Below are 23,521 nucleotides of genomic sequence, written 5' to 3'. Positions count from 1 at the left end.
GATAACCTGAGGGCTACCGGGACGCGGATTGACAATGAATGCGCCATAGAAACCATTGGTCTCCTGCTCCATGTCGTCATAATGGCTATGATACCAGTGCGTACCCACATCCTGATCATGAAGAGTGAAATCAAAATTATATGTCTGTCCAGGCTGGATCGGCTTCTGGCCAAGGCCGGGCACGCCATCCTCTTTAGTAGAAACTTCCAGACCGTGCCAATGTACAGCCGTCGCTGTCGGGAAATGATTGATAAAAGTGATGCGCACATGGTCGCCAGCATTAACAGTGATCTTTGGCCCAGGAACGGTCCCGTTAATGGTCCAGGCCAGCACACGATGGCCTGCGGTCACTTCCCACATCACCTGTTCGGCGGTCAACGTAAAATGTTTTGCCCCATCGGCATCGACTTTATAAGCAGCTGGCTGGTCCCCATACTTTTCGGTTGCCAGCGGTACATTGGCGGTATTGAATGAATCAGAACTGGAATCGGACATAGACATCGTACTGGAACTACTGGAACTGCTGGAACTGGAGGAGTCGCCACGATTCAACGTCATCATCGCACCAACGCCATAACTCAATAGAGCAACCAGGGCCATGATACAACCAAAGGAAAACCATTCAATAGCCTGGCTACGCTTGCGCGGCGCCGGTCGTTGATAAGTAATCTTCACAGATGGTGTAGAAGGTTGAGAGACAGAAGAAGCGGGAACGCTTTCCTCTACGGACGGTTTATCAGGCACATTTAGCATGTCTTCCTCTCCTATGTGTAAATAAAAAAAGATGAAGCAATCGGCATATTTTTATGCTTTAGCGTTTTATCTGCTTTCGATAGACATATCATAATGCAGACAAATCACAAAAGGATCACGGCAGAAGAAGAAATGGTCACAAGTAATGTGATATGTAGATTATTCCTTGAGCGCCGGGGGTGCGAAAGCTCATGCAGCAGGGATGGAGGCGCTGACGCCTCCAATCTCTTTTTTTCTATTGGTGCAAAAATTGCGTCATGCGCAATTTTTGCACCAATAGAAAAACATTTTGTGAGCTCCGCAGGAGCGAAGTGTGAGGCAGAGAGACCGCGAAAAGTATAGGAGTCCAGTACTCTCTGAGGAAGAGAAAGCATTCCACTTGACAATGGATGGACAGTCAAGCATACTTCAATCAAATAGGGCGAGTATTGCTACAGTCTATTTAAGGGCCAGGGCAGCGAAGCCGTTTTTGAAGGGATTTACAATGGACGTTTATCAACATTCGCATACATCTCAAGCCTCTCATCCATATACAGAGAAAGATATTGGGACTACCAGGCTCCTACCGACCTATCGTATGGATCTCAGACCAACCCATACTAAAGATGTCTTTTACGAAGCCAACCCGGTTTCTGATTGGAGCGAGCTTTCCTGGGAGAAAATCGGGCGCCCATATCGAGTTGAACGTTGGTCAAAAGAGAAGCTGCGCTGGGAAAAAGAGCACGACCAACAACTTCCCCCAAAAACATCCTGGGAGATGTTCAATCGCTCGTTCCAGAATCTCTTTGATGAGGATGCACTGGCCGCACGTAAAGAAGCCCTGGGAACATTAGGAAAGAGCCTGAGCACGCTCCAGCTGCATGAGGCTTTTGAAGCGGTTGAAGACATCGTTCATACCAGCGTCTGGAACAAGATTCACCGCATCGAAGATGCCATCTGGGATCCGCGCGGCAAGCGTGCCCTTTTTGAGGGTCTGGACGTCAAAAAACCAGAGATCCTCTTTCTGGGAGCTGCAGATGGCTATGAAGCCATGCAGTTGATGGCTATGTATCCAGGTGGACATGCAGTACTGGTAGATTATGATGATTATTGTCGCACCCACCGTTTCGGTGAGTTCCCCAAGTCCTATCCCTTCCTCGGCGAAAATCCAGCGACCGGCGCCCCTAAAGTCTGGTATCGAGATGAGATGAACATTGATTTTGAGGTCTGTGATATTCGAGATCTCAAATATAGTAAAGAATTTGACATTGTTGTCAGCATTGGTCTGATCGAGCATTTTCCCGATCAATATAAGCCACTGGCCCTGGATATGCATAGACGCTTCCTGAAGCCTGGCGGCTATGCCATTATGACCACGCCACGGGCACAACTGCAATCCAAAATCTTCTATACCCTTTTTGCAGACATCATGAACTTTGCCTATCGAGAGCTAATGGATGTCAAACACCTCGGCCTATATGCCTATGAAAATGGATTTGATATCCTGCGCCATGGCCGCATCAAGGCCCATAATGGCATCATAGCTCGTACACGCTAACCTCTATACCATTGCTTTAAAATAGTATAATCAAACACAAAAAGACCTGCAGGCAGATTGCTTGCAGGTCTTTTTGTGCGACTTAGAGTGTGTCAGAATTTTCCAGTTGGCAGACTGGCTGATCGGTGAGCTAATCAGTCAAATCCTCCAACGCTTCCCACAAAGACGAGAGGGACTACACCAACGTTATACAGTCAGCATATACAAACATAGTAAGGCTAGTCTGGGTAGACTCATTCGCAATAGAAGCAACCCACCCCTGAAATTGGGGCGTTGGCTGCTCCGGCCGATTTTCAAAGACGACCCAGGTTACAGCGGGGCTATTAGCTGGACTGACCGTGAAGCCCCCACCACTCACTATATAGTCAGTTGGGCAATCCACAGTGCATCTTGCAAGCCCCGTGAGCCCACTATCAGCTGTGGGCACATTACAGCGGTTAAACACAACATTTTGTTGGAGCTTCTGAGTAGGACCAGCTGGTCCAGCAGGACCCTGAGGGCCAGCTGGTCCTACTGGTCCCTGAAGACCCGCGTCCCCGGTTAAACCTGTAGCTCCCTGTGGTCCCTGAGGCCCTTGTGGTCCAGTTGGACCAACCGGACCGACTGGCCCTTGCGGGCCAACATTGTTCCAACTGATCAGTTGTTCATTGCCAGGACAGGTGGCGTTGGCTGTGGTCATGGAGATTTTCCCACTGTTCGTGTTGACACAGGCATAATACGTCGTTGGTGCTGAGTCGGCACTCACGGTGGTCGCCAGAGGTACACCAAGCAAGCAAATGACGATGAATGGCCCGATCAGACGTAACCAGTTTCTGATTTGAAGTGCTCCGGACACGAGTTTTGTCAAATATTTCATCAATTGCCTCCTTACAGCTGAAAGTTGACATATATACTTCCACAAAGATGGTCCGAGCAGAGAGAATGCATCGCGTCCTCAGCCATTTTTTCATTTAGCTCAGAGGAACGTGCTGTAATTTACGTATATATAGACGCTCCACATACAAGTTTTCTTTGATACCTCTTCTATTCTTTAAAAAAAACACGACAAAGATGTCCGAGATACTTTTATATCTTGAGTAATAGATATAATCAGAGAAGTATCTCTTTTCACTTCATAAATCTTTGAAGTGTGATTGATTGCAATACGCAAATACTCCATCTTCCACTATCGTGAAGATCGGGGGCACAGTGATGGTAGCTCATAGACCGGACAGGTGATGGGCGTCAGACGTACTCTTAACAGCATTAAAAAAAGCACGAAATAATAGATCAAACACAAGTAAATGAGTTCTTCTATATAAAAATCGCATATTCTTGTATTGCTTCATCAGTATAATGAAAACAGGTAATGATCTTAGTGGTTGATGGATAGATGTATAAACGAATGCAAACTGAAAGGATGAGTTTATGAGAAAAACACTTAATCATTTAAAAACTTCGCGACTTCCACTGGCTCTGGCAGTAAGCCTGGCCATTCTATGTGTAGCTGGCGCATTAACCTGCTACTGCTTTGAATTCACTCCTAGTGCCTCAGCTGCCGCCAGGCAGCCAACTTGTGGGACAGTTTATGCGCGCATAGGGAGCACTGTACCCACCAATGCAGACGCCAATCAGAATGAAGATTGCTTCTGGAGAGCTTATACAACGTGCCAGCCGGATCAATCCATTACCTATCAACAAACAGGGATAGATACCGGCACGATCCACCAGTTCAGCCTGGTTAGACGTGGATTCCGTTGCCAGATTACCGATGAAGTGCGACCCTATACCATCGTCGGTCCCGGCAGCCACATGATGGCTTTTTACGTCTGCAGTAGCATGTACCGGGATTTCTATGGTTTACATGTTCAAAATTGCCAGAACGATGGCGATGTCCTGATTCCAACTAGCCATTCGCATGTTGTCCCTCTGCCTCTACCTCGGCCTCTGCAGCCGAGTGCCGCAAAACGCTCAGCATAAGACAATTTCTCAAGCTGGAACGACCCACCCATACTGTGGGTGGGTCGTTCACTTATTCCACATAAAATAAAGCTATAGTAGCCTGAAAAAATCGCTTCAATGCGTGCTATGTTCCAAATCTCCATATGGTATGATGAACAAAGCTAAACGCTTGTTTCTGCATCTATCATCTTCACACATGCCACGTGTGTGATACACGCCTATTTTGCTCAGAGGACAAAATCATGCAAACTAAACATACTATTAATACGGCCAATCAGATTGCCACCTCCACCCAGATTCCCTCTGGTGCAGTGGCCTTATGGTGGTTGGGACAGGCTAGCTTCGCATTGCGCAGCGCAGCTACCACCATTCTGATCGACCCATTTCTAACCGCAATGGAGGACCGTGTCGTGCCGCCTCCCTTCACAGCAGAAGAGTGTCCACCCGTTGACCTGATTCTCTATACCCACGAGCATATCGACCATTTAGATATACCCACCCTCAAGATTCTAGCCCGGCACCCATCCAAACCACGCTTTATCGCGCCCAGTCCTATTGTCGACCAGGTGCTGGCAGCAGGTGTAGATCCCGAGCAATTGCAAGGAGTGCAGCCAGGAGAGGACATTACCGTTGATGATACGCGCATCATTCCGCTGCCCGCCTTGCATGGATTAAGTTTTCCGCCGGTGTCCTATAGCTTCGGGCAAGAGATCAGCAATGGCCAGTATCGCTACCTGGGCTATGTTGTCGAACTGGCAGGTGTACGAGTTTATCATCCAGGCGATACGCTGGTGTTTGAAGGACTGGTCGAAAAGCTGCAGCCACTCACCATCGATCTGGCCTTGCTCCCCATTAATGGTCGCAGCTATTTCCGCGAACAACAAAACCTGGTTGGTAATATGGATGAGCGCGAGGCGGCTGAACTGGCCGCAGCCGCAGGCATTCAGGCGGTTATCCCTACCCACTATGAAATGTTTGCCGGCAACGTCGGTCGTCCTGGCTTCTTCATCGATTATATTCGCGCCAGCCATCCAGAGTTGAGCTGCTATCTCCCATCACATGGTCGGCGCCTGATCTATATGAAATAACAACTGACGGAATAGATAAAAAGAGACGCATATTACACTTCCATTTTTTTAGTAGAAAAAAAGAATAGTCAAGTAATCCATACCCATAACTGAGCGACTATTCAAGTTTATCGTGTGGAGAATTGAGAGGTGCCAGACCTGTTTACAGGTGTATAGCACCTCTCTTTTTCTTTACTCTGATTGGAGAATGTCTGAAAGCTATACGTTTTGCGCCTTCGGCCCCTCACACTACGCTCCTTGGGAGCTCAAAAGGTGTTTTATTTGTTGGTGCAACATGGTCGCTGTGCGACCGTGTTGCACCAACAAATAAAAAGAACTCGGGCGCGCATGCGCCCGCCCGCAAGGAGGCGCTTTGCTTCCCATCACCAGGAGGATTAGACACATCCTTAAAGTGCTGAGCATTCTTGATAAAAGTTGTAGTTTAAATCATTGAGCGTTGAGAGCCGATACATATAACAAAGGGGGCAATCAATGCAAAAAAGACTTAAAACACTACTAATATGGGGAGTCCTGCTCGTCTTTGCGCTCTCGATAGCTGGCATGGTTGCGGCCCGTCAATACCACGCTCCACTATTGGCACAACCAACGCCGCTTCACCTCTTGCATACAAATACAATTAAAACTTCATCTTTATTATCTACAGACAGGCTACGAAATCGTGCCAGTGAAGAGGCAATACAATCCAGTGAGAGCAACGCTCGGAGCACGCTCACACACGCGCTGATTACGCACCTGAGTCTGCTGGGAAAAGATGAGCGCGCCTTCGCTGTAACGTGGGAGGCCACACCCTTTATTGCTTATACGACGGGCTGGGCCAATATTCGCAGCAGTCCGCATGGCGACGGCAGCTTGCTTGGCACAGCGGCGCCAGACACGACACTGACCATTTATGGAACCATCAGAGGAGACACTTTAAGCAATACAACGACCTGGTATCGCGTATCCGACCAGCAGAGTACGCCACAATATGTATACAGTGAGCTCGTCAGCACGACTCCACCCGCACAGTCAAGCTGGAATCCTGTCAATACGCTCAGTGTACCGGATACAGGTAAGATCATCATTATTAATGTCACCAACCAGTGGCTCTACGCTTATCAAGATGGCCAGCAAGTCACCAGCAGCGCCATCACCACCGGCCGCCCTGGTCTGGACACACCCATCGGCACCTTTCAAGTCATTAATAAGGAAAGCCCAACCACCTTTTATTCGATCTGGCCGCAAGGATCACCCTATTACTTCCCGCCCACCCGTATCCAATTCGCGCTCGAATTTCTGGGTTCAGGTTACTTTATCCACGACGCCTTCTGGCGCAACGACTATGGTCCCGGCTCCAATGTACCCCATTACATCCCCGGCTACGGAACAGAATTGGGATCGCACGGCTGCGTTAACGTTCCATACAGCACTATGTCCTGGCTCTATAATTGGGCCGATCTCGGCACCACCGTCGAAATTACATATTAAATTTTTCGAGCTGGAAGGGTAAATCGGGCACAAGGCCCGAACCTACGTATTGCGGCAACATGCACAACAATGGCAGCATGTGATATTGTATTGGATATATGCTGATCCATTAGCTTCGTATATTTAGAGGAGGTTCCTTGTGCCAACAGAAGAAATAGTCGCGCTCTCTGTAGGGACAGAAAAGCTCTCTGGGTATCTGGCCTATCCAGAGGGAGAAGGTCCGTTTCCTGGTATAGTGGTTATCCATGAGATATTTGGGCTCAATGATAACATCAAGGACATCGCCCAGCGTTTCGCCGATGAGGGCTACGCAGCCTTTGCCATTGACCTGTTCGGCGGACGCAATCGAACCATCTGCATGTTTCGCTTCATGGGCCAGATTATGGCTAATCCATTAAATAATGGCAGCATCCGTAACCTTAAACAGGCGCTTACCTATCTGGGACAGCAACCCAGGGTGGATGCCGAGCGCCTGGGAGCGATCGGCTTTTGTATGGGGGCAGCTTTGCCATCGCCTGGGCCTGTAGCGACAGCCGCCTCAAAGCGATCGCGCCATTTTACGCTATGAATCCCAGGCCCCTCGAGGCAGTCGCGCGCAGTTGTCCCGTTGTCGGTTCATACCCCGGCGAAGACTTTACCGCTAAACCTGCTCAACGCCTTGATACGACCCTCACCCAACATCAGGTCGAGCATGATATCAAAATTTATCCTGGCACCAAACATTCATTTTTCAACGATCAGGGCAAAACCTACGATGCCGCCGCCTCTCAGGATGCCTGGCAGCGCGTCCTGGCCTACTTTCAGGAACATATTTAACAGGCCGCCCTGAAATCCCTGAGACTCACTCACACCGCCCAGATAAAATAGCACAGGTCGTTATCCTAGGCGGTGTGAGCTTCCGACTGGCAAGCATCTCCTGGCGCTTTTTTAACGTTATAGACGAATTCTATAAAGCCATGTTCGTCGGGTACCGGGCTCAGCATGGTAAAGCCCGCTGACTGCAGACAACGCATGCTTGGCTGGTTATCGTACTCAACCCCGGCATGCACACAAGCCACCGCCTGGACCTCAGGTCGAGCCAGGAAAGCCCGCATAATACGCTTTCCATAACCCTGTCCACGCAGGCGCGGGTTGACAGCAATCGAAAAACTGGCCCGAGTATGATCTTTCTCAAATTGAATAACCCCCACCGGACCCACGTCAGCATAAATCATCCAAGTATAAACATGAGGGGAAGTACTAACGTAATCAAACCAAACCGTATCGGGATAGTTAATCCGTCGCGCCAAATCTGGATCATGAAACCAATCCTGATAACGAGAATGTTCTTCAGCATCCAATGGAATAAAAACAAGATCTGACATCGCATTCTCCAGTTTTACTAAATGCTCGATGCTAAAATCCATATCCTCTTTACATGATATGCTGGCATGCAAACTCCCATTGACGTGCACAGTTAAGATACAAAGAGTTGATATGTTCTTAAACATCTCTAACAATAGATAAATGTAATAGCAAGATTCAAGTACATAATTGCTAGCAAACGATCATGAGAAAGAGGTTTAGCGCATGGAATTTTCAGAAGTAGTGCGCAAGCGGCGCATGGTGCGCCATTTTAGTAACGATCCCATTCCAGCCGAAGTCATCACCCGCATCTTTGACCTGGTCCAGCGTGCTCCTAGCGCAGGCTTTACGCAGGGACAATCTTTTGTTGTAGTGACGCGGCCCGAGCTCAAAAAAGAGATCGCTCGCTTCTGCTCAGAAGAGGATTATGCGGAAACATTTCAGTATCCCTTTATTTCGGAAGCGCCGGTACTGGCAATCCCTTGCACAAGTGAGTCCGCCTATCATCAACGCTATCAGGAGGCAGACAAAGTAGATGATAAGGGACAGGAAATTGAATGGCCAGTTCCTTTCTGGTTTATGGACATTGGCTGCTCGGTGATGATCTTGCTACAGGCGGTGGTTGATGAGGGGCTGGCAGCCGCTTTTGTGGGTATTCCAGGTAAAGAGAATAACGCGGGCCTCAAGCACCTGCTCAATATTCCTGATGATTGCACGCCAGTGGGCGTAATTCCCATCGGACATGCCGCGGCTGATGTGCCTTCACCCTCCCTCAAACGTGGGCGCAAGGCCAGGGCCGAGTTCCTGCACCTTGAGGGATGGTAAGGCTGGCCCAAACGCTATACAATCGCGACTCCTCCATAGACATAGCCAGCAGCAAAGTATCTGCCGATAAAAAACCGAAACCAGTGTTTCCCGCATGATTTCCCTCCTTCAGCGAACAATCCACCCAGGAGATAGGACAAATTTGAAAGTCGAACAATATTGAGTGTACATACACGTAATATTAAACACAGAACGCCAGGGGGTCAATAAGCCAGCTCAATTGATCAACACTTATGCGCCCTTGACAAAAAGGTTAAGGCCGCTTAAGATAAGTGTACATACACGTAAATGCAAGGAGCTGAAGCGATGGAAGTAACAAATATGCTGGATGTCCGAGCCTGTACATGCGCGAATATTCGGCGCGCAGATCGGCTGATTACCCAGTTTTATGAACAGACGCTGGCTCCCAGTGGGCTGCATGTAACTCAGTTTACACTGCTCTCAAACATCGCAGGTCTGAAAGAAGCGACCATTAGCCAGCTCGCCGACTGGCTTAAGATGGATCGTACCACGCTCACACGCGAGCTCAAATTATTAACACAGCAGGGGTTAGCTCAGGTAGAAGCAGGTACAGATCGCCGTACGCGCCAGGTTATATTGACCGCGGCGGGGCAGGAAGCATTGGAACGCGCCCGACCACTCTGGCGGCAGGCTCAAACGATCATAGTCAAACAGATGGGGGACGAACGCCTGGCTGCCCTGCTCGATGAACTTTCCGTACTTGAAAGGCTTACGCAATAATTTTTTTAGCAAATAGGTGTATATACACGTAAAGGAGCTAGATTATGGCCTCACTTTCTGAGCATCCCACGGTACAGGCATTCCAGGCTCGCCAGCCGCACGAACGTCCACCGACGTCAGTTGATCAGCACTGGCTACGGAATCTATGCCTGGAATCGGGTGCGGATGATGTTGGATTCGTTGAAATTGAGCGTCCCGAGCTAGAAAACGAGCGTTCGCATATCCTGGCCGCACTGCCCCACACGCGTACACTCATCAGCCTGGTGCGAAGAATGAACCGGGAGAATATCCGTACACCAGCACGCTCAGTCGCCAACGTTGAATTTCACCATAGCAGCCATGATCTAGAAGATGTCGCCAGAAAAATTGTCGCCGCGCTGGAACAAAAAAATATTCGAGCCATCTGTCCCGCGGTAGGTTTTCCACAGGAGATGGACCGCTACCCTGGTAGAATCTGGGTCGTTGCCCATAAACCGGTAGCCGTAGCCGCCGGTATGGGTCGCATGGGTATCCACCGCAACGTCATCCATCCTCGCTTCGGCAATTTTATCCTGCTAGAGACTATTTTGATGGAAGCGACCATCGATAGCTATAGTCAACCGATTGACTACAATCCCTGTCTGGAGTGTAAGTTATGCGTCGCGGCCTGTCCAGTAGGAGCTATCGGAAGTGATGGGCATTTCGACTTTTCTGCCTGCATGACGCATAACTATCGCGAGTTCATGGGTGGATTCACCGACTGGGTCGAAAAAGTAGCCGACAGCAAGGACGCAGCAGAATATCGTGAAAAAGTGACGCCAGCAGAATCAGCGTCAATGTGGCAGAGCCTCTCCTTTAAAGCCAATTATAAGGCCGCCTACTGCATGGCAGTGTGCCCTGCGGGTGAAGACGTCATAGGTCCATTTCTAGAGAACCGCAAAACCTATCTTCAGGACGTGGTAAAGCCGCTACAGAATAAAGAAGAAATCATCTATGTCACGCCGGGATCAGATGCAGAAGAACACGTTAAACGACGCTTCCCCCACAAGACAATTCGACATGCCCATAATGGCCTGCGTACCCCATCCATTCATAGCTTCCTGAATGGCCTGCCACTCGTCTTCCAACGTGAGAAGGCGGCTGACATGGACGTGGCCTATCACTTCACATTCACAGGTCAGGAAAAGCAGGAGGCGACCATCATTATTCGACACAAAACTTTGCTCATTCAGAAAGGACTAACAGGAGAAGCCAATCTCTCGATCAAAGTCGATAGCGCTACCTGGCTCAAAATACTCAATAAGAAGCAAAATATCATCCTGGCAATCCTGCGGCGCAAGCTACAACTCAGGGGCTCACCGCAACTCTTGCAGGCCTTCCAGCGCTGCTTCGCTACGTAAGGGGGCGTCCGCATACGCGGCCGAGTCTGTTTTCTGTGTTGGTGCATGCAGGGCGCACAGCCCTGCATGCACCAACTAATAAAAGAAGTTTTGAGCTCCATTCTGTAGCAGAGAGCCGAGCGACGACAGAGCATCATGCCAGCCGAAACACCGGAGCAGGTAGCCGAAAAAATTCTGGAAGCCTACAGACAAAGTCTGCTGAAGTCTATGCGGATAGCCTGAAAAGCTTTGCAAATAAATCACTCCAAAGCTGTTTTCTGCTCCACAATAGATCAGTGTCTACATACTTTTCCAAAATAGCTTGCATACAAGTAACTATTGTAAAAGTATTTTGTATAGATTATACTTGTATACATGTTGATTGATACAAAGGTGTATTTTATTTTTCTCTCAACAGGAGTATTCATGGATCAGATTGAGGATTGTTTGAGCTTTTATCTTGGTAAGGCGTATCAGCGGGTCACGCAGTCGGCCAAACAGCGTCTGGCCCCATATGGTGTTACCCCTGTACAGTACGCGTTGCTCAAGGTTCTCTGGGAACACGATCAGCAAAGTGGAGCTGAATTAGGTGAGCGCCTCTTGTTAGATAGCGCGACGATTACCGGTCTCATTGATCGCCTGGAACAAGCGGGGCTGATTGAGCGCAAGGCACATGCAACCGATCGCCGGGTGAATAAGGTTGCACTCACGGCTCGCGGGCGCAATCTTCAGGTTCCGCTTGATCGCGAGATGGACCAGATGAATCAGGATTTTCTCGACCAATTCTCTTCTGAAGAGAGGAAGCTTTTGCGGCATCTGCTCACGGCCGTGGCTGGATGGAAGCAGGCAGAGCATCCACCTGCTACTTGATAGCGATTTGAGAGAGAAACGATTACCACTACGAAACATCATGAGAGCGGTATGTACCTGACCGTTTTCACAAAAGATTTCAAGCAAGGATTTTGTTTATGCTCTTTGATACAAAAATCGCATTGGTTATTCGAGACGACCTGGCCTCCTGGCAAAAAATGAATGTGGCAGCATTCCTGGCAAGCGGGATCGCTGCATCCTATCCGGAAAGTATCGGAGAACCATACGAAGACGCATCCGGCAATGGATACTTGCGACTTATTGGTCAACCTATGTTGATTTATGGAGCTGATAGTGCCGCGTTAGCGCGGGTGCTTGATCGCGCCCTCGCACGAGGAGCACAGCCTGCCCTCTATACAGAAGAGATGTTTTCGACGACCCATGATGCTGCCAATCGCGATGCTGTTCGCAGTGTCGAACGAGAGAACCTGAACCTGGTGGGTATCGCCATCAGAGCAGAGAGAAAAGTGATTGACAAAATTGTGGACAAATTGAAGTTCCACCAGTAACAGGTGTAGGACCCAAAGGCAATAAAGCAGCCTGAGAACAACATCAGTCTCGCCAGTGTAGCGCGTGCTCAATTAAGGTTTCTTGCTGGCTCGCCAGCCAGTCCAGGCGCCAGAGGGCAAACTCGATATTATCCTGTATGGCCGCATCGGCTTCCAGACCCGACAGGTAGCGACCGATGCGGTGCTGTAGCGAGGCAAACTGGCGCATGCGCATCATGGTCGGGATCGCTCTAAGCTCAGCCTCTTCCAGGTGCAGCATATCCATATAGCTACGGCCCAGCGGGTCAATAATCTCCCATTCGGCGCCAGTTCCCATCCGACTGACTGGCCACCAGCTCAAAGAGACGCTTAGATCGAGGACCCGAATATCGCGGGCCGCGAACTCAAAATCCAGTACCGCCGTCACGCCCTCCTGCTCATCGAGCAGTACATTACTGGTATCCAGGTCGCGATGCAGCAACTGCTGGGGCAAGCTATCGTAAAGCTTCTCAACACCATCCAGATGATCTTCCAGCACATCCTGCATCTTTCGCACCTGCTGACGCTCCAATGGTAATAACTCCAAAGCTTTCCCCACATCTGGTACTTGAGGATTGCGCATCTCTAACCGACCAAACGGCAACAGTATGCTGATCTCCTGCGGAGTCGACTGATCAGGAACCGAAGCCAGAGCCTGATCTAAAATAGCCAGGGTACGGCCGGCAGCGCTGGCCTTCTCAGGGGTGCTTTTACGAGAGACGCTACCCGGCAAAAACGGAGCAAGCGTCGCGATGCCGATCGTACCATCCTGGATCTCAAGGGGAACCAGTTGATCACCACTGTAAGCGTGGATAGGTAGCGGGAGCAAAAACGGTAGATCCTGGATAGACAACGCTTGTAGTATCGTCATCTCATAGCGCAGGCGCGGCAAATGTGTTTCTCCGGAGGATACACGCAAAGTATAGGCATGCCCATCCGCCGTATCCACGCGCCAGACATGGTTATTCGTGCCACCAGTAAGTGGCGTCAAAGAGCAGGGGCCCTGAATAGGCCAGGTCGCACATATAGCAGAGACATCCATGCGGAGCAACTCCAATTCCGTTATTTTCTCACTATTACGTATTCCTATAGATATGATATTCCAAAAGCTGCCGAAGAGAAACCTTGCTGATATTGTAACAGATTCTAGCAGGACTGACATTCACCGGACACGAATTCACAAAGACAATAGACGTTTTCACAACCAGGAATAGACTAAGTATACAATCTGTTATCACCTGCGTATCACCGACCTGCAGGCCTAACGCAATAAAGAAGAACAACCAGTAGTAGAAAAAACGATCTTTTTGTCAAAAGTCGTTGAGCGTGTGAAAGTAAGGAGCAAAGAGAAATGCGAGCAGATATTGTTCCCGGCGCAACGTTTCCTGATTATGAGTTGACCGATCACACAAAAACACGCCGTCGCCTAAGCGAGCTACAGGGCATTGATCCGATGATCTTGATCCTGTCGCGCGGACACTATTGTCCCAAGGATCATCAACAACATCTTGAACTGGCAGAATTCTATCCCAAGATCGCCGTCTCTTATACGCAGATCGTAACAATCTCAACCGACAACATTCTAGAAACAAACGAATTCCGAGCCGCCGTCGGAGCGCAATGGACCTTCTTATCGGACTCCGGACGTAAAATTCAGCAGGATCTGGAGATCCAGGAATACACCGATCCCCACCACAACCCCATGATCCCCCATACGCTGGTACTGGAACCGGGGCTGCGCATCTACAAAATCTATAACGGCTACTGGTTCTGGGGCCGCCCCTCACCCGAAGACCTGCGCCAGGATCTACGCGCCGTCTTCCAGAAGGTCCGACCCGATTGGGACCTCTCCACACCTGGCTTGCGCGCAGATTGGGAAGGCGACAAGAAGCGCCATTATCCCTATGGCAAAAAACGCTAATCCTGTATTTTCTGCCTATACAAGGAAGCTAAAAGCCGATTTATACGTCGGCTTTTAGTTCCCTTTTTCGTCATCTACATCCAACTGCCAAACCTGACCAATGTAGAAAATGTAGCAACCGTGTAGCAATGCCATTTACAGCTCTTCATCTTCGCTCTTTATTTCAGAACTGCTTTCTTCCACCACGTTACTCAGCAGCTTGAATGCATCATCCAATTTGTTTATGACATCTTGTTGCATAGATGGCAGGATATGTGAATAAAGGTCCATCGTGATATTGATAGAGCTATGTCCCAAAAGCTCCTGCACCACCTTCGGATGGATATTCATGGATAGCAGGATTATTGCAGCGCTATGTCTCAGGTCGTGTACGCGCATACGAGGTAGACCAGCAGCTGTGAGCGCTTCTTTGAATATCTTAAGCAGGTAGTAATGAAAGATTTGGTCATCCGATCCTTCTCGTGTTTCCGATTTTACATTCTTGTTTTGGAAGAAGCAACTGTGTCTTCTTGCATTTTGCAAGCAATCTCGCTCGTGTCGAAGCGGCCCGTTTTGCGAGAGCAGTCATGCGTGGAAGATGCACTCTCGTCGAGAAACAGTACAAGAAGACAAAAGCAATCATGTGAAAAGGAGGAAACGAGTGAGAAAACAAATACTTCTCATTCAGGGTGCAGGCAATCAGCACAAACCTTTAGGCAGCGGGAAATTGGTTGCATCGCTGCGGCAACAGCTTGGCAGCGATTACCAAGTCCTGGCTCCAGATATGCCTGATCCTGACCATCCTAGATACCTTGCCTGGAGGGACCAGATTGAGCAAGAGTTCGGCAAGCTCGATGCTGATGCCTTGCTCATTGGGCATTCTTTAGGTGGTTCAATGTTGCTCAAATGTCTGGCAGAAGGAACCCACCAGAAACCGATTGCCGGGCTGTTTCTGGTGGCTGCGCCCTACTGGGGCAAGCAGGATTGGGAGCTTGAGTACGCTGTGCCAGATGATTTTGCTTCACGCCTCCCCCCGATCCGACAACTCTTCCTGTATCACAGTCGTTCTGATGAAGAAGTCCCGTTTTCTTCTCTTAGACGCTATCAAGAACGACTGCCCCAGGCAACTGTTCGAGTGCTCGATGGGAAGGAACACTCTTTCACAGAAGGGTTGCCTCTACTTGCTCAAGACATCAAGCGGTTGGAACCCAGAATCTAGCTGAAGCTAGTCTGCAACGAACTTCAGTTTAAATCATTAGTTCCTTTGCGGAAGGTTCCACCTTCCGTAACTCTTCCCCTGATTCTTTGCCAGATACCATGCCAGATTGCCAGTTCATTTGGCATGATGACGAGAAACAGCCAGGAGTGAGCACATCTGAAGCATGATTATATGCTCCTACGATGTTCCGCCAGGTTATGCGGCACAGGCTGTCTGCTTCCAGGCGCTAAAAACGTCGGCATTTTATCTGGCAAAGCCACCAAGAATTCGGTCAAATGACAAGTCCAATGTACCAAAGGACATCACCTAATTCCTTGGCAATATGGACAGCATCAATGTCATGTCCCTGGAACAACGCTTTCTTGACACTATCTGCTATCTCTCCCGACTCACCAGTTAATCCCAAACACTCAAGGTCAGTTGCTCTTTTTGATCTTGAGAAAACGAGCAGCCTACGGTTCCTGTTCAATACGCGCGATATGAGCGACAAGGGCATGCTGTTGATCATTTCTCGCTGATGATCAGGTTGAGCACCAATGGACGCACTCGCTGCAGAAGTTCGTCGAGAAACTGTTCTGGTCGAGCAAAAGCCGCGAGATGGCCAGCCTGTTTGATCAGGACAAACTCCTTGTAAGGGGCCTCAAGCTCGTCGAAGTAGGCTTTCGCCGAGGCCGTTGGCGTGATCGCATCGGTATCGCCCTGGAAGATGAAGAACGGGACCTCGAAGCGCATTCCAAGCTTGCGGAGATCAGCCGTCAGAAGTTCGTGAAACAGTTGATCGGTCGAAAAGTTCATGCCCTTGAAAATGTTCATGAGATCACTGAACGTGTGATCGGGCGAGGTCAACATGGCTGGGAGCATAATATCCATGATCATGTTCGGAATAGCCGGGTTCGCCTTGATTGTCCATTGATGCAGTTTGGTAAACTCTTTCGGAGTCAGCCGGTCTGACCTTTCTCTGAGTTGCTCAACAGCTTTCACGCCTTTGGTGTTGCCCAAGGCGCGGAGCCACTCTCGTGTCTGTTGATACGAAAGCTCGCTGGCATCTGGACTGCTATTCTGGTCGGTACCTACATAGGCTGCGAACAAATCAGGCCGTCGTTTGACCATCATGGTACCTGTGATGCTGCCTACGGAGCTACCCACAAGAATGATCGGTTGGCCAAGATAGTTGCGCAAAAACTCCGCGATCTCGATCCCATCCTGGACGAGACGCTCAAAGGTGAGGGTGCCAGTGCCGGCTTTCCCGTTTGTGCGGAAGGTTTTGCCTGCGCCACGCTGATCCCATTGGACGAGCGTAAAGTACTTCTCCCACGGGTGTAACAGTGAGGCGAAGATCGAATAGGGTGACGCAGGACCGCCATGGATAAAAAACAGGACCGGGTTGTGGCGGTCTTCGCCGCGGATCGTGATCCACTGGTCAATTCCGCCAACTTTGATGAAGCGTTTTTCGTCAATGCCATTGGTAGTCGTAATCAGAAGAGCTTTTGCGAGCTTTTGCTGAGTGCTTTTACGTGTAAGAAGAGCGGTGAACATGTTGATACCCATTCGTCTTTTCTCTTTCTTTTCGAGCCATCTCGCTGGCCAGATAACAGGGTGTTTCGTTTTTGTTGTTTCTCTGTTGGTGTCGTTTACTCGCCACTCAACTGGTGAGAGTATAGCCGTTTTCAGGAGACGAAATCCCCATCCTTGCGGGTAGTGCTGAGGGTAGTTGGCGGAGAATCGATGTGAGTAACGTGTGAGGTGGGGCTGGTTAGTGTGGCTCGTTGCGCTGCGAATCAGCGGGCAAGCGAGGTGCAGGAGAGGAGAGTCGCAGTTGGCGCGCTGCCTCGCTGGCTTGTAGGCGATTGCTGACGCCCAACTTCTGATAAAGGTGTTTGACGTGGTACTTCACGGTATTGATTGAGATAATCAATTCGTTCGCAATCTCCTGGTTGCTCAATCCTGCAGAAAGCCCTTGCAGCACCCGCTCTTCCTGTGCGGAGAGCGGCGAAACTTGCCAGCGAGTTTCCGCTTTTTCCTCTAGCATGGTCAGTTCAAGCTGCGCCTCTACGATGACCTTCTCATCATGCAGTTCGCGGGCGTCTGAGAGAGCCTGGAGAAGATACTTTTGCGCAAGCGAGAACTCGCCCTGAGCCAGATAGATCTTGCCCAACGTCAGGAGGATGTCAACGGCGAGAAATCGGTTGCCAGGAGGAAGGTTATCCGCCTTCGCCTGGAGAAGCATCTCGCGCGCTTCGTCTACCTGACCAAGGTCAAGCTTTTCTTGGCCAACGAACAAGAGACATGACGACCGATACATTTGGACGCGGGGATCCAGCGCTCCCTTGCGCGGCAGGAAAATGAGTGCCTGCCGGGCGAAATGCACGACCGAGGAGAACGGTTCTTCATCCAGTAGGGCACTCAGCGCGCGGTGCGCCCAGATGGCACCAATCCAGGAGACTTCTCCACGGCGCCGCCAGCCCTCTTCGGCCATCGAGAGCAGCGTCTCGATGCGCACACGTTCTGCAGAAGGGATTGAGGCCGCCTCTGCTGCTACCGCTGCCTCAGTCGCAAACCAGAGTTTCACAGGAAAGCGGAGTTCGGTGGCAAAGAGGAAACAGAGCGTTGGATGCTCGCGTAAAACCGCTTCCGGGAGCTGTTCCAACCACTGCAGCATCGTTTGTGGCGAGTCGAAGTTCTGCTCATGCACCCGCTCGATCAGCCGCACGACCCGCTCCACATCCCGCGCCAGGGATGCTGCCTCGATAGCTTCTGTGAGCAAAGCCTCCTGCTCATACCACGCGCTGGCCTGCGAGGAGAGCTTGCGCAGGACCTCTTCGCCGAGCCGCCGTCCAGCCTCCTGTCGCATCGCCGCCGCAAAGAGCGCGTGATAGCGATACCATCCTCCGGGACCCTTCAGCGCCTCCAGAAAGAGTCCGGCGCGTGCGATCGCTTCCAGCAAATCCGCACTCTTCTCGTTCCTGGTGACGGCTGCGCAAAGCGGAGCACAGAGGCGACCGAGCACACTGGTCTGAAGGAGGAAGCGCTGCATTGGCTCGGACTGTGCCTCTAGAATCTCGCTGATAAAGTAATCGAGCAGCGAGCGATCAGCAGGATCATTCGGCGCGCCGAGCGAGAGGAGCGCCTGCTCGATGGCCTGCGGGGTTTGCCATTGAGAGAGTGTCAGAGAGAGCAGGCGTAACCCGGCGGCCCACCCCTCTAGCTTACTATCAAGCCGACTGAGAGCTGTTGATGACAGGTCGAGCGGCAGAGCCTGCTGGAAAAAAGCCGCTGTCTCCTGGAGGGAGAAGCGCAGATCGGCTGTCTGCAGCTCGTATACCTCGCCCCTAGCCCGCCAGCGCAGGAGTGGCAATGGAGGCTCCGAGCGCGACAGCAACAGGACATGGATCGTCGCAGGTAGGTAGTCGATGAGAAAGGCTAGCGGCTCGTGAATGCGGGAGTCGCTGATCACATGATAGTCGTCCAGCACCAGCAAGCCCTCGAAAGGAGAACGCGCGAGAGCGTTGAGTAACTGCGTCAGCGCGAGTTCTAGAGCAGGTGACTCGAAAGGCGAAGGATGGAGCGCGCTGAGCAGGGCCAGCGCAGCCTGTCCCGAGGCAACCTGCTTCGGTGCCAGGAGTTTCAGCCAAGCCGTCATGAGATAGCGCCAGAAGCGCAGGGGATCATTGTCGCCAGCGTCGAGTGAGAGCCAGGCTAGAACTGGCTCTGTTGACGCTCCGTTCTTTGCCTTGGGGAAGCGGGTACTCAGCCATTGGTTGACCAGCGTCGTTTTGCCAGAACCTGCGGGAGCCTGCAATATTGTCAGTTTTCGGGTCAGGCTCGTATCGAGCTGTTCGAGCAAGCGGGTTCGCTTGACCAGCTTGGCCGGTAGGAGCGGCGGATGCAGCTTGGTTTCTAGCAGCGGCAGAGCGGATGGAGCAGGGAGTTTCCTGATACCCTTCTCGGCATGCTGAGCCGTGGTAGTAGCGTACGGGATATCCAGATCCTCACTCTGAGTTGGGGGCGCTGCCTGCCGAACAGCAGGCTCGCTATCCTGAGCTTCGAGAAGCGACTGCCGGGTATGCTGTCCCTCGTTCGCAAAGAGCGTGCTCACTTCTTCCAGGCGAGCAAAGGAGAGGTCAGCCGAGCGCCCAAGGTAACGCTTCTTCGTTCGCCCAGACACGGAGCGATAGGCATACCAGTAGGCATCGCCACGCTGGAGTCGTTCCTTGCGAATAGTGCAGTGAATGCCAGAGCGACTCTCAAAAGCAAACGATGAGACAGTAGCCAGCCATTGGGTCCAGACCTCGTCTCCAGAGGTGATCTCGGATGGCAGCGTCTGGGTGCCCAGAGTGAGTGTATAGCGCTGCGTTTGTGTGATCCAACGCAAAAGGTGAAGTGTATCGCGAACCACAGGGCCTACCCTTCTCATGGTTGATGTCAGGGATCTCTTACCTAACAGTATAGCAGATGGAGAAGCTGTTGGGTAAGAAGCAGGTAAGGAAGCATTACAAGCCTATGCAAAAAAAGCCACGCAGGCTAATTGGGGAATAATGCAACACGAAATACGCTCCTCTTCCCCAGCACCACGAGGAGGAGAAGGATATTACTCGCTTGTTTGGTGCCTCGCTTTCCTTTAGCAAACCAGCATATATCCTCATTTGTTTAACACAACACGCCAGAATTGTGACGCACACCATTTAATTCATCCATAAAGTTGGCTATACTATTACTGAGCCATATAAATACATTCGAAATGGGGTGTCACATGAAAAACTATGTAAAAACTTTCTTACTATCTGCTATTGTTATTATGGTGCTTATTGGCACCGCCTTGTTCGTGGTTGTACATCCTTTTGCCGCGCAGGCAACCTCAAATACAACAAAACCCGTGGCCACAGGCACTGCCATTTCTGCGCCATATGCGGACGGCAAAAAGGCGACGCCCACTCATACTGTGACAACTCAACCAACCCCGACGGTCAAGGCCACACAAGCGCCCACCAGGACAATTCAGCCCACGCCGACGCCAGCACCGATTGCACCGGCGGTGCAGTGGAACAAGGCTCCGATCACAGAATATACAACGAGCGCAACCAATGTACGCAGCGCTCCTTATACCAATAGTGCGATTGTCTCGACGCTAGAAGCTGGCGCCCAGGTAACGGTGTATGGAACAATCGCAGGCGAAACCGTCAGCAATAGTTTAACCTGGTATCGTGTTTCTAATCGAACCAGCGCACCACAATACATCTACAGTGGTCTGCTCACCACCAATAAACCAGCACCGGTTGTTAATACAGGAGAAAATAATGCCAACTGCGCCACTACTGATGGGAAAACTGTGGATGTCAACCTGAGCGCCCAGTGGGCCACCTTCTGCGACAATGGCCAGATGGACAACAGCTTTCCCATCACCAGTGGCCAGCCCGATCTAGCCACGCCCACAGGTACCTACCACGTCTTTACAAAATTGAGTCCTACCACCTTCTATTCGCCATGGCCGGTGGGTTCTCCCTACTACTATGAGCCGACGCACATCAATTATGCGCTGGAATTCAGAGAAGGGGGCTTCTTCCTGCATGACGCCTGGTGGAGGAGTACCTTTGGTCCTGGCACCAATGTTCCCCATACCGATCCAGAATATGGAGATATGACCGGAACACATGGCTGCGTCGTCATGTCCACCGCGCAGGCTGCATGGCTGTATAGCTGGGCCCCCATCGGGACAACCGTCTATATTCATTATTAGGAACGCGATGCGGCTATAAGCGACCACAAGGGTCAATACATGTCATTGAGAGACGTCTCTCGTACCCTCCACGGAGGAAAAACCACCAGGAAACACGAAACATCGCAGGTGCGGGCGCTGAGGCCCGCACCTGCGATGTTTCGTGTTGCATTCTCTTCTTATTGGTCGTCTAAATGACATGTATTGACCGCAAGGTTCGCATCTACGCATTTAATGTTTTTTGTTACCAATAAATCATGATCGATGCTCATGTATCCAGACACGCATCTCGCCCGGCTGGCGATTATCCCAGGCATAATAGGGGATCGCGGTCAGCGGTGTTTCCTGCATATCCGGTGGCCGGCTAGTATAAAGCTGACCATCCCAGGCCGCCTGGTTAGTAGCCAGGGCGCTACCATGTAAAGCCACCACACCATCCAGAAGATCAGGATGGAAAGTTGCCTGCAATGGCTGACTCACTGGCAGCTCCAGTTCCTGCAACGGAACAGAGGCATGGTCTACCCCCTCCAGACAATAGACGATGGGGCCACGCTGTAAGGCGACACAGCCCTGATCGGCCTCCACAGCAGGGTGGGCATAGACACGCTTGATAGCCATTGGCAACTCTAGCTCAATCACGTCGCCCGCCTGCCAGGTACGCTCGATGCTGACATATCCCTTTTTCAGGCTAGCCGCAACGTTCACCGCCGCACCATTCACACGTACGGCTGGCTCGCTACACCAGCCAGGAATGCGCAGTTTGATATTGAACGTAGTAGGCTCAGCCAGCTGCTCGGCAACGAGACGTACCGCACCATCCCAGGGATAGCTGGTGGTTTGTTGTACTGTCAGCGCCTGACCACCCACCTGCAATTGTGCCTGTCCGCTGGCATATAGATGCACTACCAGCTCGGAAGCGCTCTGAGAATAGAAATACTGTCCCAGTGAGGATAGCAAACGAGCGATATTGGGTGGACAACAGGCGCAGCCAAACCACTCATAGCGGTGCGCGTCACCAGCGCTGGCCAGAGGATTGACATAAAAGAACCTCTTACCATCCAGCGAGATGCCGCTCAGCACTCCGTTATAGAGAGCCCGCTCAAGCACATCGGCATAGTGACCATCACAATCCAGGTGAAGCATACGATGCGCCCAGAATACCAGACCCACCGCGGCACAGGTTTCAGCATAAGCAGATTCATTGGGCAGATCATAATCGCTGGTAAAACCTTCATTGGCGCGCGAAGAGCCGATGCCGCCCGTCAGATACATACGTTTGGTCGTCAAATGTTGCCAGAGCCGTTCACAGGCCTGCGCCAGACTCACATCCCCGACTTCGCGGGCCAGGTCAGCCATAGCACAGTAGAGATACATCGCTCGCACCGCATGGCCAACAACCTCTGTTTGCTCCCGCATCGGCAGATGCGACTGATTATACTCACGAAACTTTGCCCGCTCCTGCTCGCGCTCAGGAAACATCGTCGAGAAAAAACCAGGGGTAGCGCGCTCTTCAGCCTCCTGCTCAAAGTAAAAAGGCTTACGGCCTCGCTCATCCACAAAATATTGGCTCAAACGTAAATATTTTTCAGAGCCGGTAGCGCGATACAGTTTGACCAATGCCAGTTCGATCTCCTCATGCCCGCAGTATCCGCGCTTCTGACCGGGATCCTGCCCAAACACAGTCGCGATATGGTCGGCATAACGCTGTACGACCTCTAACAACTGGCGCTTGCCAGTTGCCTGAAAGTGAGCCACACCAGCCTCGATCAAATGACCAGCGCAATACAACTCATGTGCATCACGCAGATCGGTCCAGCGGCATCCAGGTTCGACGACCGTAAAATAGACATTGAGATAGCCATCATGCTGCTGCGCGCCAGCCAGTAATGCCACCACCTGATCCACCAGATCATCCAGTTCAGGATCTGGATGCACGGCCAGACTATAGCTGGCGGCCTCCAGCCACTTGGCGATATCAGATTCCCAAAAAATATGAGGCACCGGCTCCTGGCCAGGCTTCCAATCCAGCCGTAAGGCATCAATGCGCCCTGTCTCCTTACACTGCTGATATTGAAAAGGAATCGTCTGCTCACGCACCAGCTTGATACGCGGCGCCCAGAATGTATCAGCAAAGTGAACGGCATCGAACGCAACAGGATCAAGCCTGCTCCGGCTATCATGAATCATGTCTGATCTCTCCTTTTTCAATGACACATAATACTAACCATACTAGCATAT

Annotated in this window: 21 protein-coding genes and 1 pseudogene; 13 read left to right on the top strand and 9 right to left on the bottom strand. The window is 51.0% G+C overall.

Annotated features, from left to right (window positions below):
* A partial coding sequence (locus JMI88_RS16535) for a multicopper oxidase domain-containing protein (RefSeq protein WP_201363031.1) occupies positions 1-753 on the bottom strand: 753 nt, incomplete at its 3' end.
* A gap of 484 nt (positions 754-1,237) precedes the next feature.
* Between JMI88_RS16535 and JMI88_RS16530 the strand changes: the two genes are divergently transcribed.
* On the top strand, positions 1,238-2,290 hold the full coding sequence (locus JMI88_RS16530; protein ID WP_201363030.1) for a class I SAM-dependent methyltransferase: 1,053 nt from the start codon (positions 1,238-1,240) through the stop codon (positions 2,288-2,290).
* Positions 2,291-2,465: 175 nt separating this feature from the next.
* Here the strand turns inward: JMI88_RS16530 and JMI88_RS16525 are convergent, their stop codons facing one another.
* On the bottom strand, positions 2,466-3,146 hold the full coding sequence (locus JMI88_RS16525) for a collagen-like protein (RefSeq protein ID WP_236022939.1): 681 nt from the start codon (positions 3,144-3,146) through the stop codon (positions 2,466-2,468).
* Positions 3,147-3,697: 551 nt separating this feature from the next.
* Between JMI88_RS16525 and JMI88_RS16520 the strand changes: the two genes are divergently transcribed.
* From JMI88_RS16520 to JMI88_RS40710, 4 genes and pseudogenes are all read left to right on the top strand, one after another.
* On the top strand, positions 3,698-4,249 hold the full coding sequence (locus JMI88_RS16520) for a hypothetical protein (RefSeq protein WP_201363029.1): 552 nt from the start codon (positions 3,698-3,700) through the stop codon (positions 4,247-4,249).
* Between the two features lie 224 nt (positions 4,250-4,473).
* Complete coding sequence (locus tag JMI88_RS16515) at positions 4,474-5,319, top strand: MBL fold metallo-hydrolase (RefSeq protein WP_201363028.1); 846 nt, start codon at positions 4,474-4,476, stop codon at positions 5,317-5,319.
* Between the two features lie 471 nt (positions 5,320-5,790).
* Positions 5,791-6,786: a L,D-transpeptidase family protein gene (locus JMI88_RS16510; RefSeq protein WP_236022935.1), complete on the top strand. Its 996-nt coding sequence runs from the start codon at positions 5,791-5,793 to the stop codon at positions 6,784-6,786.
* A 139-nt stretch (positions 6,787-6,925) separates the two neighbouring features.
* Positions 6,926-7,602 (top strand): annotated as a pseudogene (locus JMI88_RS40710) (dienelactone hydrolase family protein).
* Between the two features lie 65 nt (positions 7,603-7,667).
* On the opposite strand, the gene JMI88_RS16495 reads toward JMI88_RS40710, so the two are convergent.
* On the bottom strand, positions 7,668-8,150 hold the full coding sequence (locus JMI88_RS16495) for a GNAT family N-acetyltransferase (RefSeq protein WP_201363025.1): 483 nt from the start codon (positions 8,148-8,150) through the stop codon (positions 7,668-7,670).
* 205 nt (positions 8,151-8,355) lie between these two features.
* On the opposite strand from JMI88_RS16495, the gene JMI88_RS16490 reads away from it, so the two are divergent.
* The 5 genes from JMI88_RS16490 to JMI88_RS16470 all read left to right on the top strand — a co-directional run bounded on the left by JMI88_RS16490 (position 8,356) and on the right by JMI88_RS16470 (position 12,433).
* Positions 8,356-8,955: a nitroreductase family protein gene (locus JMI88_RS16490; RefSeq protein WP_201363024.1), complete on the top strand. Its 600-nt coding sequence runs from the start codon at positions 8,356-8,358 to the stop codon at positions 8,953-8,955.
* Between the two features lie 306 nt (positions 8,956-9,261).
* Positions 9,262-9,696, top strand: a complete 435-nt coding sequence (locus JMI88_RS16485; protein WP_201363023.1) for a MarR family winged helix-turn-helix transcriptional regulator — start codon at positions 9,262-9,264, stop codon at positions 9,694-9,696.
* A gap of 44 nt (positions 9,697-9,740) precedes the next feature.
* A complete protein-coding gene (locus JMI88_RS16480; protein WP_201363022.1) occupies positions 9,741-11,075 on the top strand; it encodes an SCP2 sterol-binding domain-containing protein in 1,335 nt (444 codons plus the stop codon).
* A 405-nt stretch (positions 11,076-11,480) separates the two neighbouring features.
* Entirely contained in the window at positions 11,481-11,924 is a 444-nt protein-coding gene (locus JMI88_RS16475) for a MarR family winged helix-turn-helix transcriptional regulator (RefSeq protein ID WP_201363021.1), read from the top strand.
* A gap of 98 nt (positions 11,925-12,022) precedes the next feature.
* Positions 12,023-12,433, top strand: a complete 411-nt coding sequence (locus JMI88_RS16470; RefSeq protein WP_201363020.1) for a DUF2000 family protein — start codon at positions 12,023-12,025, stop codon at positions 12,431-12,433.
* A gap of 43 nt (positions 12,434-12,476) precedes the next feature.
* On the opposite strand, the gene JMI88_RS16465 is transcribed toward JMI88_RS16470, so the two are convergent.
* Entirely contained in the window at positions 12,477-13,493 is a 1,017-nt protein-coding gene (locus tag JMI88_RS16465; RefSeq protein WP_201363019.1) for a phosphotransferase enzyme family protein, read from the bottom strand.
* A gap of 309 nt (positions 13,494-13,802) precedes the next feature.
* On the opposite strand from JMI88_RS16465, the gene JMI88_RS16460 reads away from it, so the two are divergent.
* Positions 13,803-14,372: a redoxin domain-containing protein gene (locus JMI88_RS16460; protein ID WP_201363018.1), complete on the top strand. Its 570-nt coding sequence runs from the start codon at positions 13,803-13,805 to the stop codon at positions 14,370-14,372.
* A gap of 135 nt (positions 14,373-14,507) precedes the next feature.
* Here JMI88_RS16460 and JMI88_RS16455 read toward each other — a convergent pair whose 3' ends face one another.
* Positions 14,508-14,894: a tyrosine-type recombinase/integrase gene (locus JMI88_RS16455; protein WP_236022934.1), complete on the bottom strand. Its 387-nt coding sequence runs from the start codon at positions 14,892-14,894 to the stop codon at positions 14,508-14,510.
* 118 nt (positions 14,895-15,012) lie between these two features.
* On the opposite strand from JMI88_RS16455, the gene JMI88_RS16450 reads away from it, so the two are divergent.
* Positions 15,013-15,570: an RBBP9/YdeN family alpha/beta hydrolase gene (locus JMI88_RS16450; RefSeq protein ID WP_201363017.1), complete on the top strand. Its 558-nt coding sequence runs from the start codon at positions 15,013-15,015 to the stop codon at positions 15,568-15,570.
* A 271-nt stretch (positions 15,571-15,841) separates the two neighbouring features.
* Here JMI88_RS16450 and JMI88_RS40705 read toward each other — a convergent pair whose 3' ends face one another.
* The 3 genes from JMI88_RS40705 to JMI88_RS16435 all read right to left on the bottom strand — a co-directional run bounded on the left by JMI88_RS40705 (position 15,842) and on the right by JMI88_RS16435 (position 19,966).
* Positions 15,842-16,066: a MazG nucleotide pyrophosphohydrolase domain-containing protein gene (locus JMI88_RS40705; protein WP_201363016.1), complete on the bottom strand. Its 225-nt coding sequence runs from the start codon at positions 16,064-16,066 to the stop codon at positions 15,842-15,844.
* An 8-nt stretch (positions 16,067-16,074) separates the two neighbouring features.
* Positions 16,075-17,118, bottom strand: coding sequence for an alpha/beta fold hydrolase (locus JMI88_RS16440; protein WP_201363015.1), 1,044 nt, complete (start codon positions 17,116-17,118; stop codon positions 16,075-16,077).
* A 205-nt stretch (positions 17,119-17,323) separates the two neighbouring features.
* Entirely contained in the window at positions 17,324-19,966 is a 2,643-nt protein-coding gene (locus JMI88_RS16435) for a helix-turn-helix transcriptional regulator (protein ID WP_201363014.1), read from the bottom strand.
* Between the two features lie 354 nt (positions 19,967-20,320).
* On the opposite strand from JMI88_RS16435, the gene JMI88_RS16430 reads away from it, so the two are divergent.
* The gene (locus JMI88_RS16430; protein ID WP_201363013.1) at positions 20,321-21,304 is read left to right on the top strand and encodes a L,D-transpeptidase family protein; all 984 of its coding nucleotides are present in this window, start codon (positions 20,321-20,323) and stop codon (positions 21,302-21,304) included.
* Positions 21,305-21,538: 234 nt separating this feature from the next.
* On the opposite strand, the gene JMI88_RS16425 is transcribed toward JMI88_RS16430, so the two are convergent.
* Positions 21,539-23,470: a glycoside hydrolase family 127 protein gene (locus JMI88_RS16425; RefSeq protein WP_201363012.1), complete on the bottom strand. Its 1,932-nt coding sequence runs from the start codon at positions 23,468-23,470 to the stop codon at positions 21,539-21,541.
* Between the last annotated feature and the right edge of the window lie 51 nt (positions 23,471-23,521).

This window comes from Dictyobacter formicarum (assembly GCF_016587435.1).
Note: the sequence above shows the minus strand (reverse complement) of the source record. Positions and strands in the feature narration are given on the sequence as shown.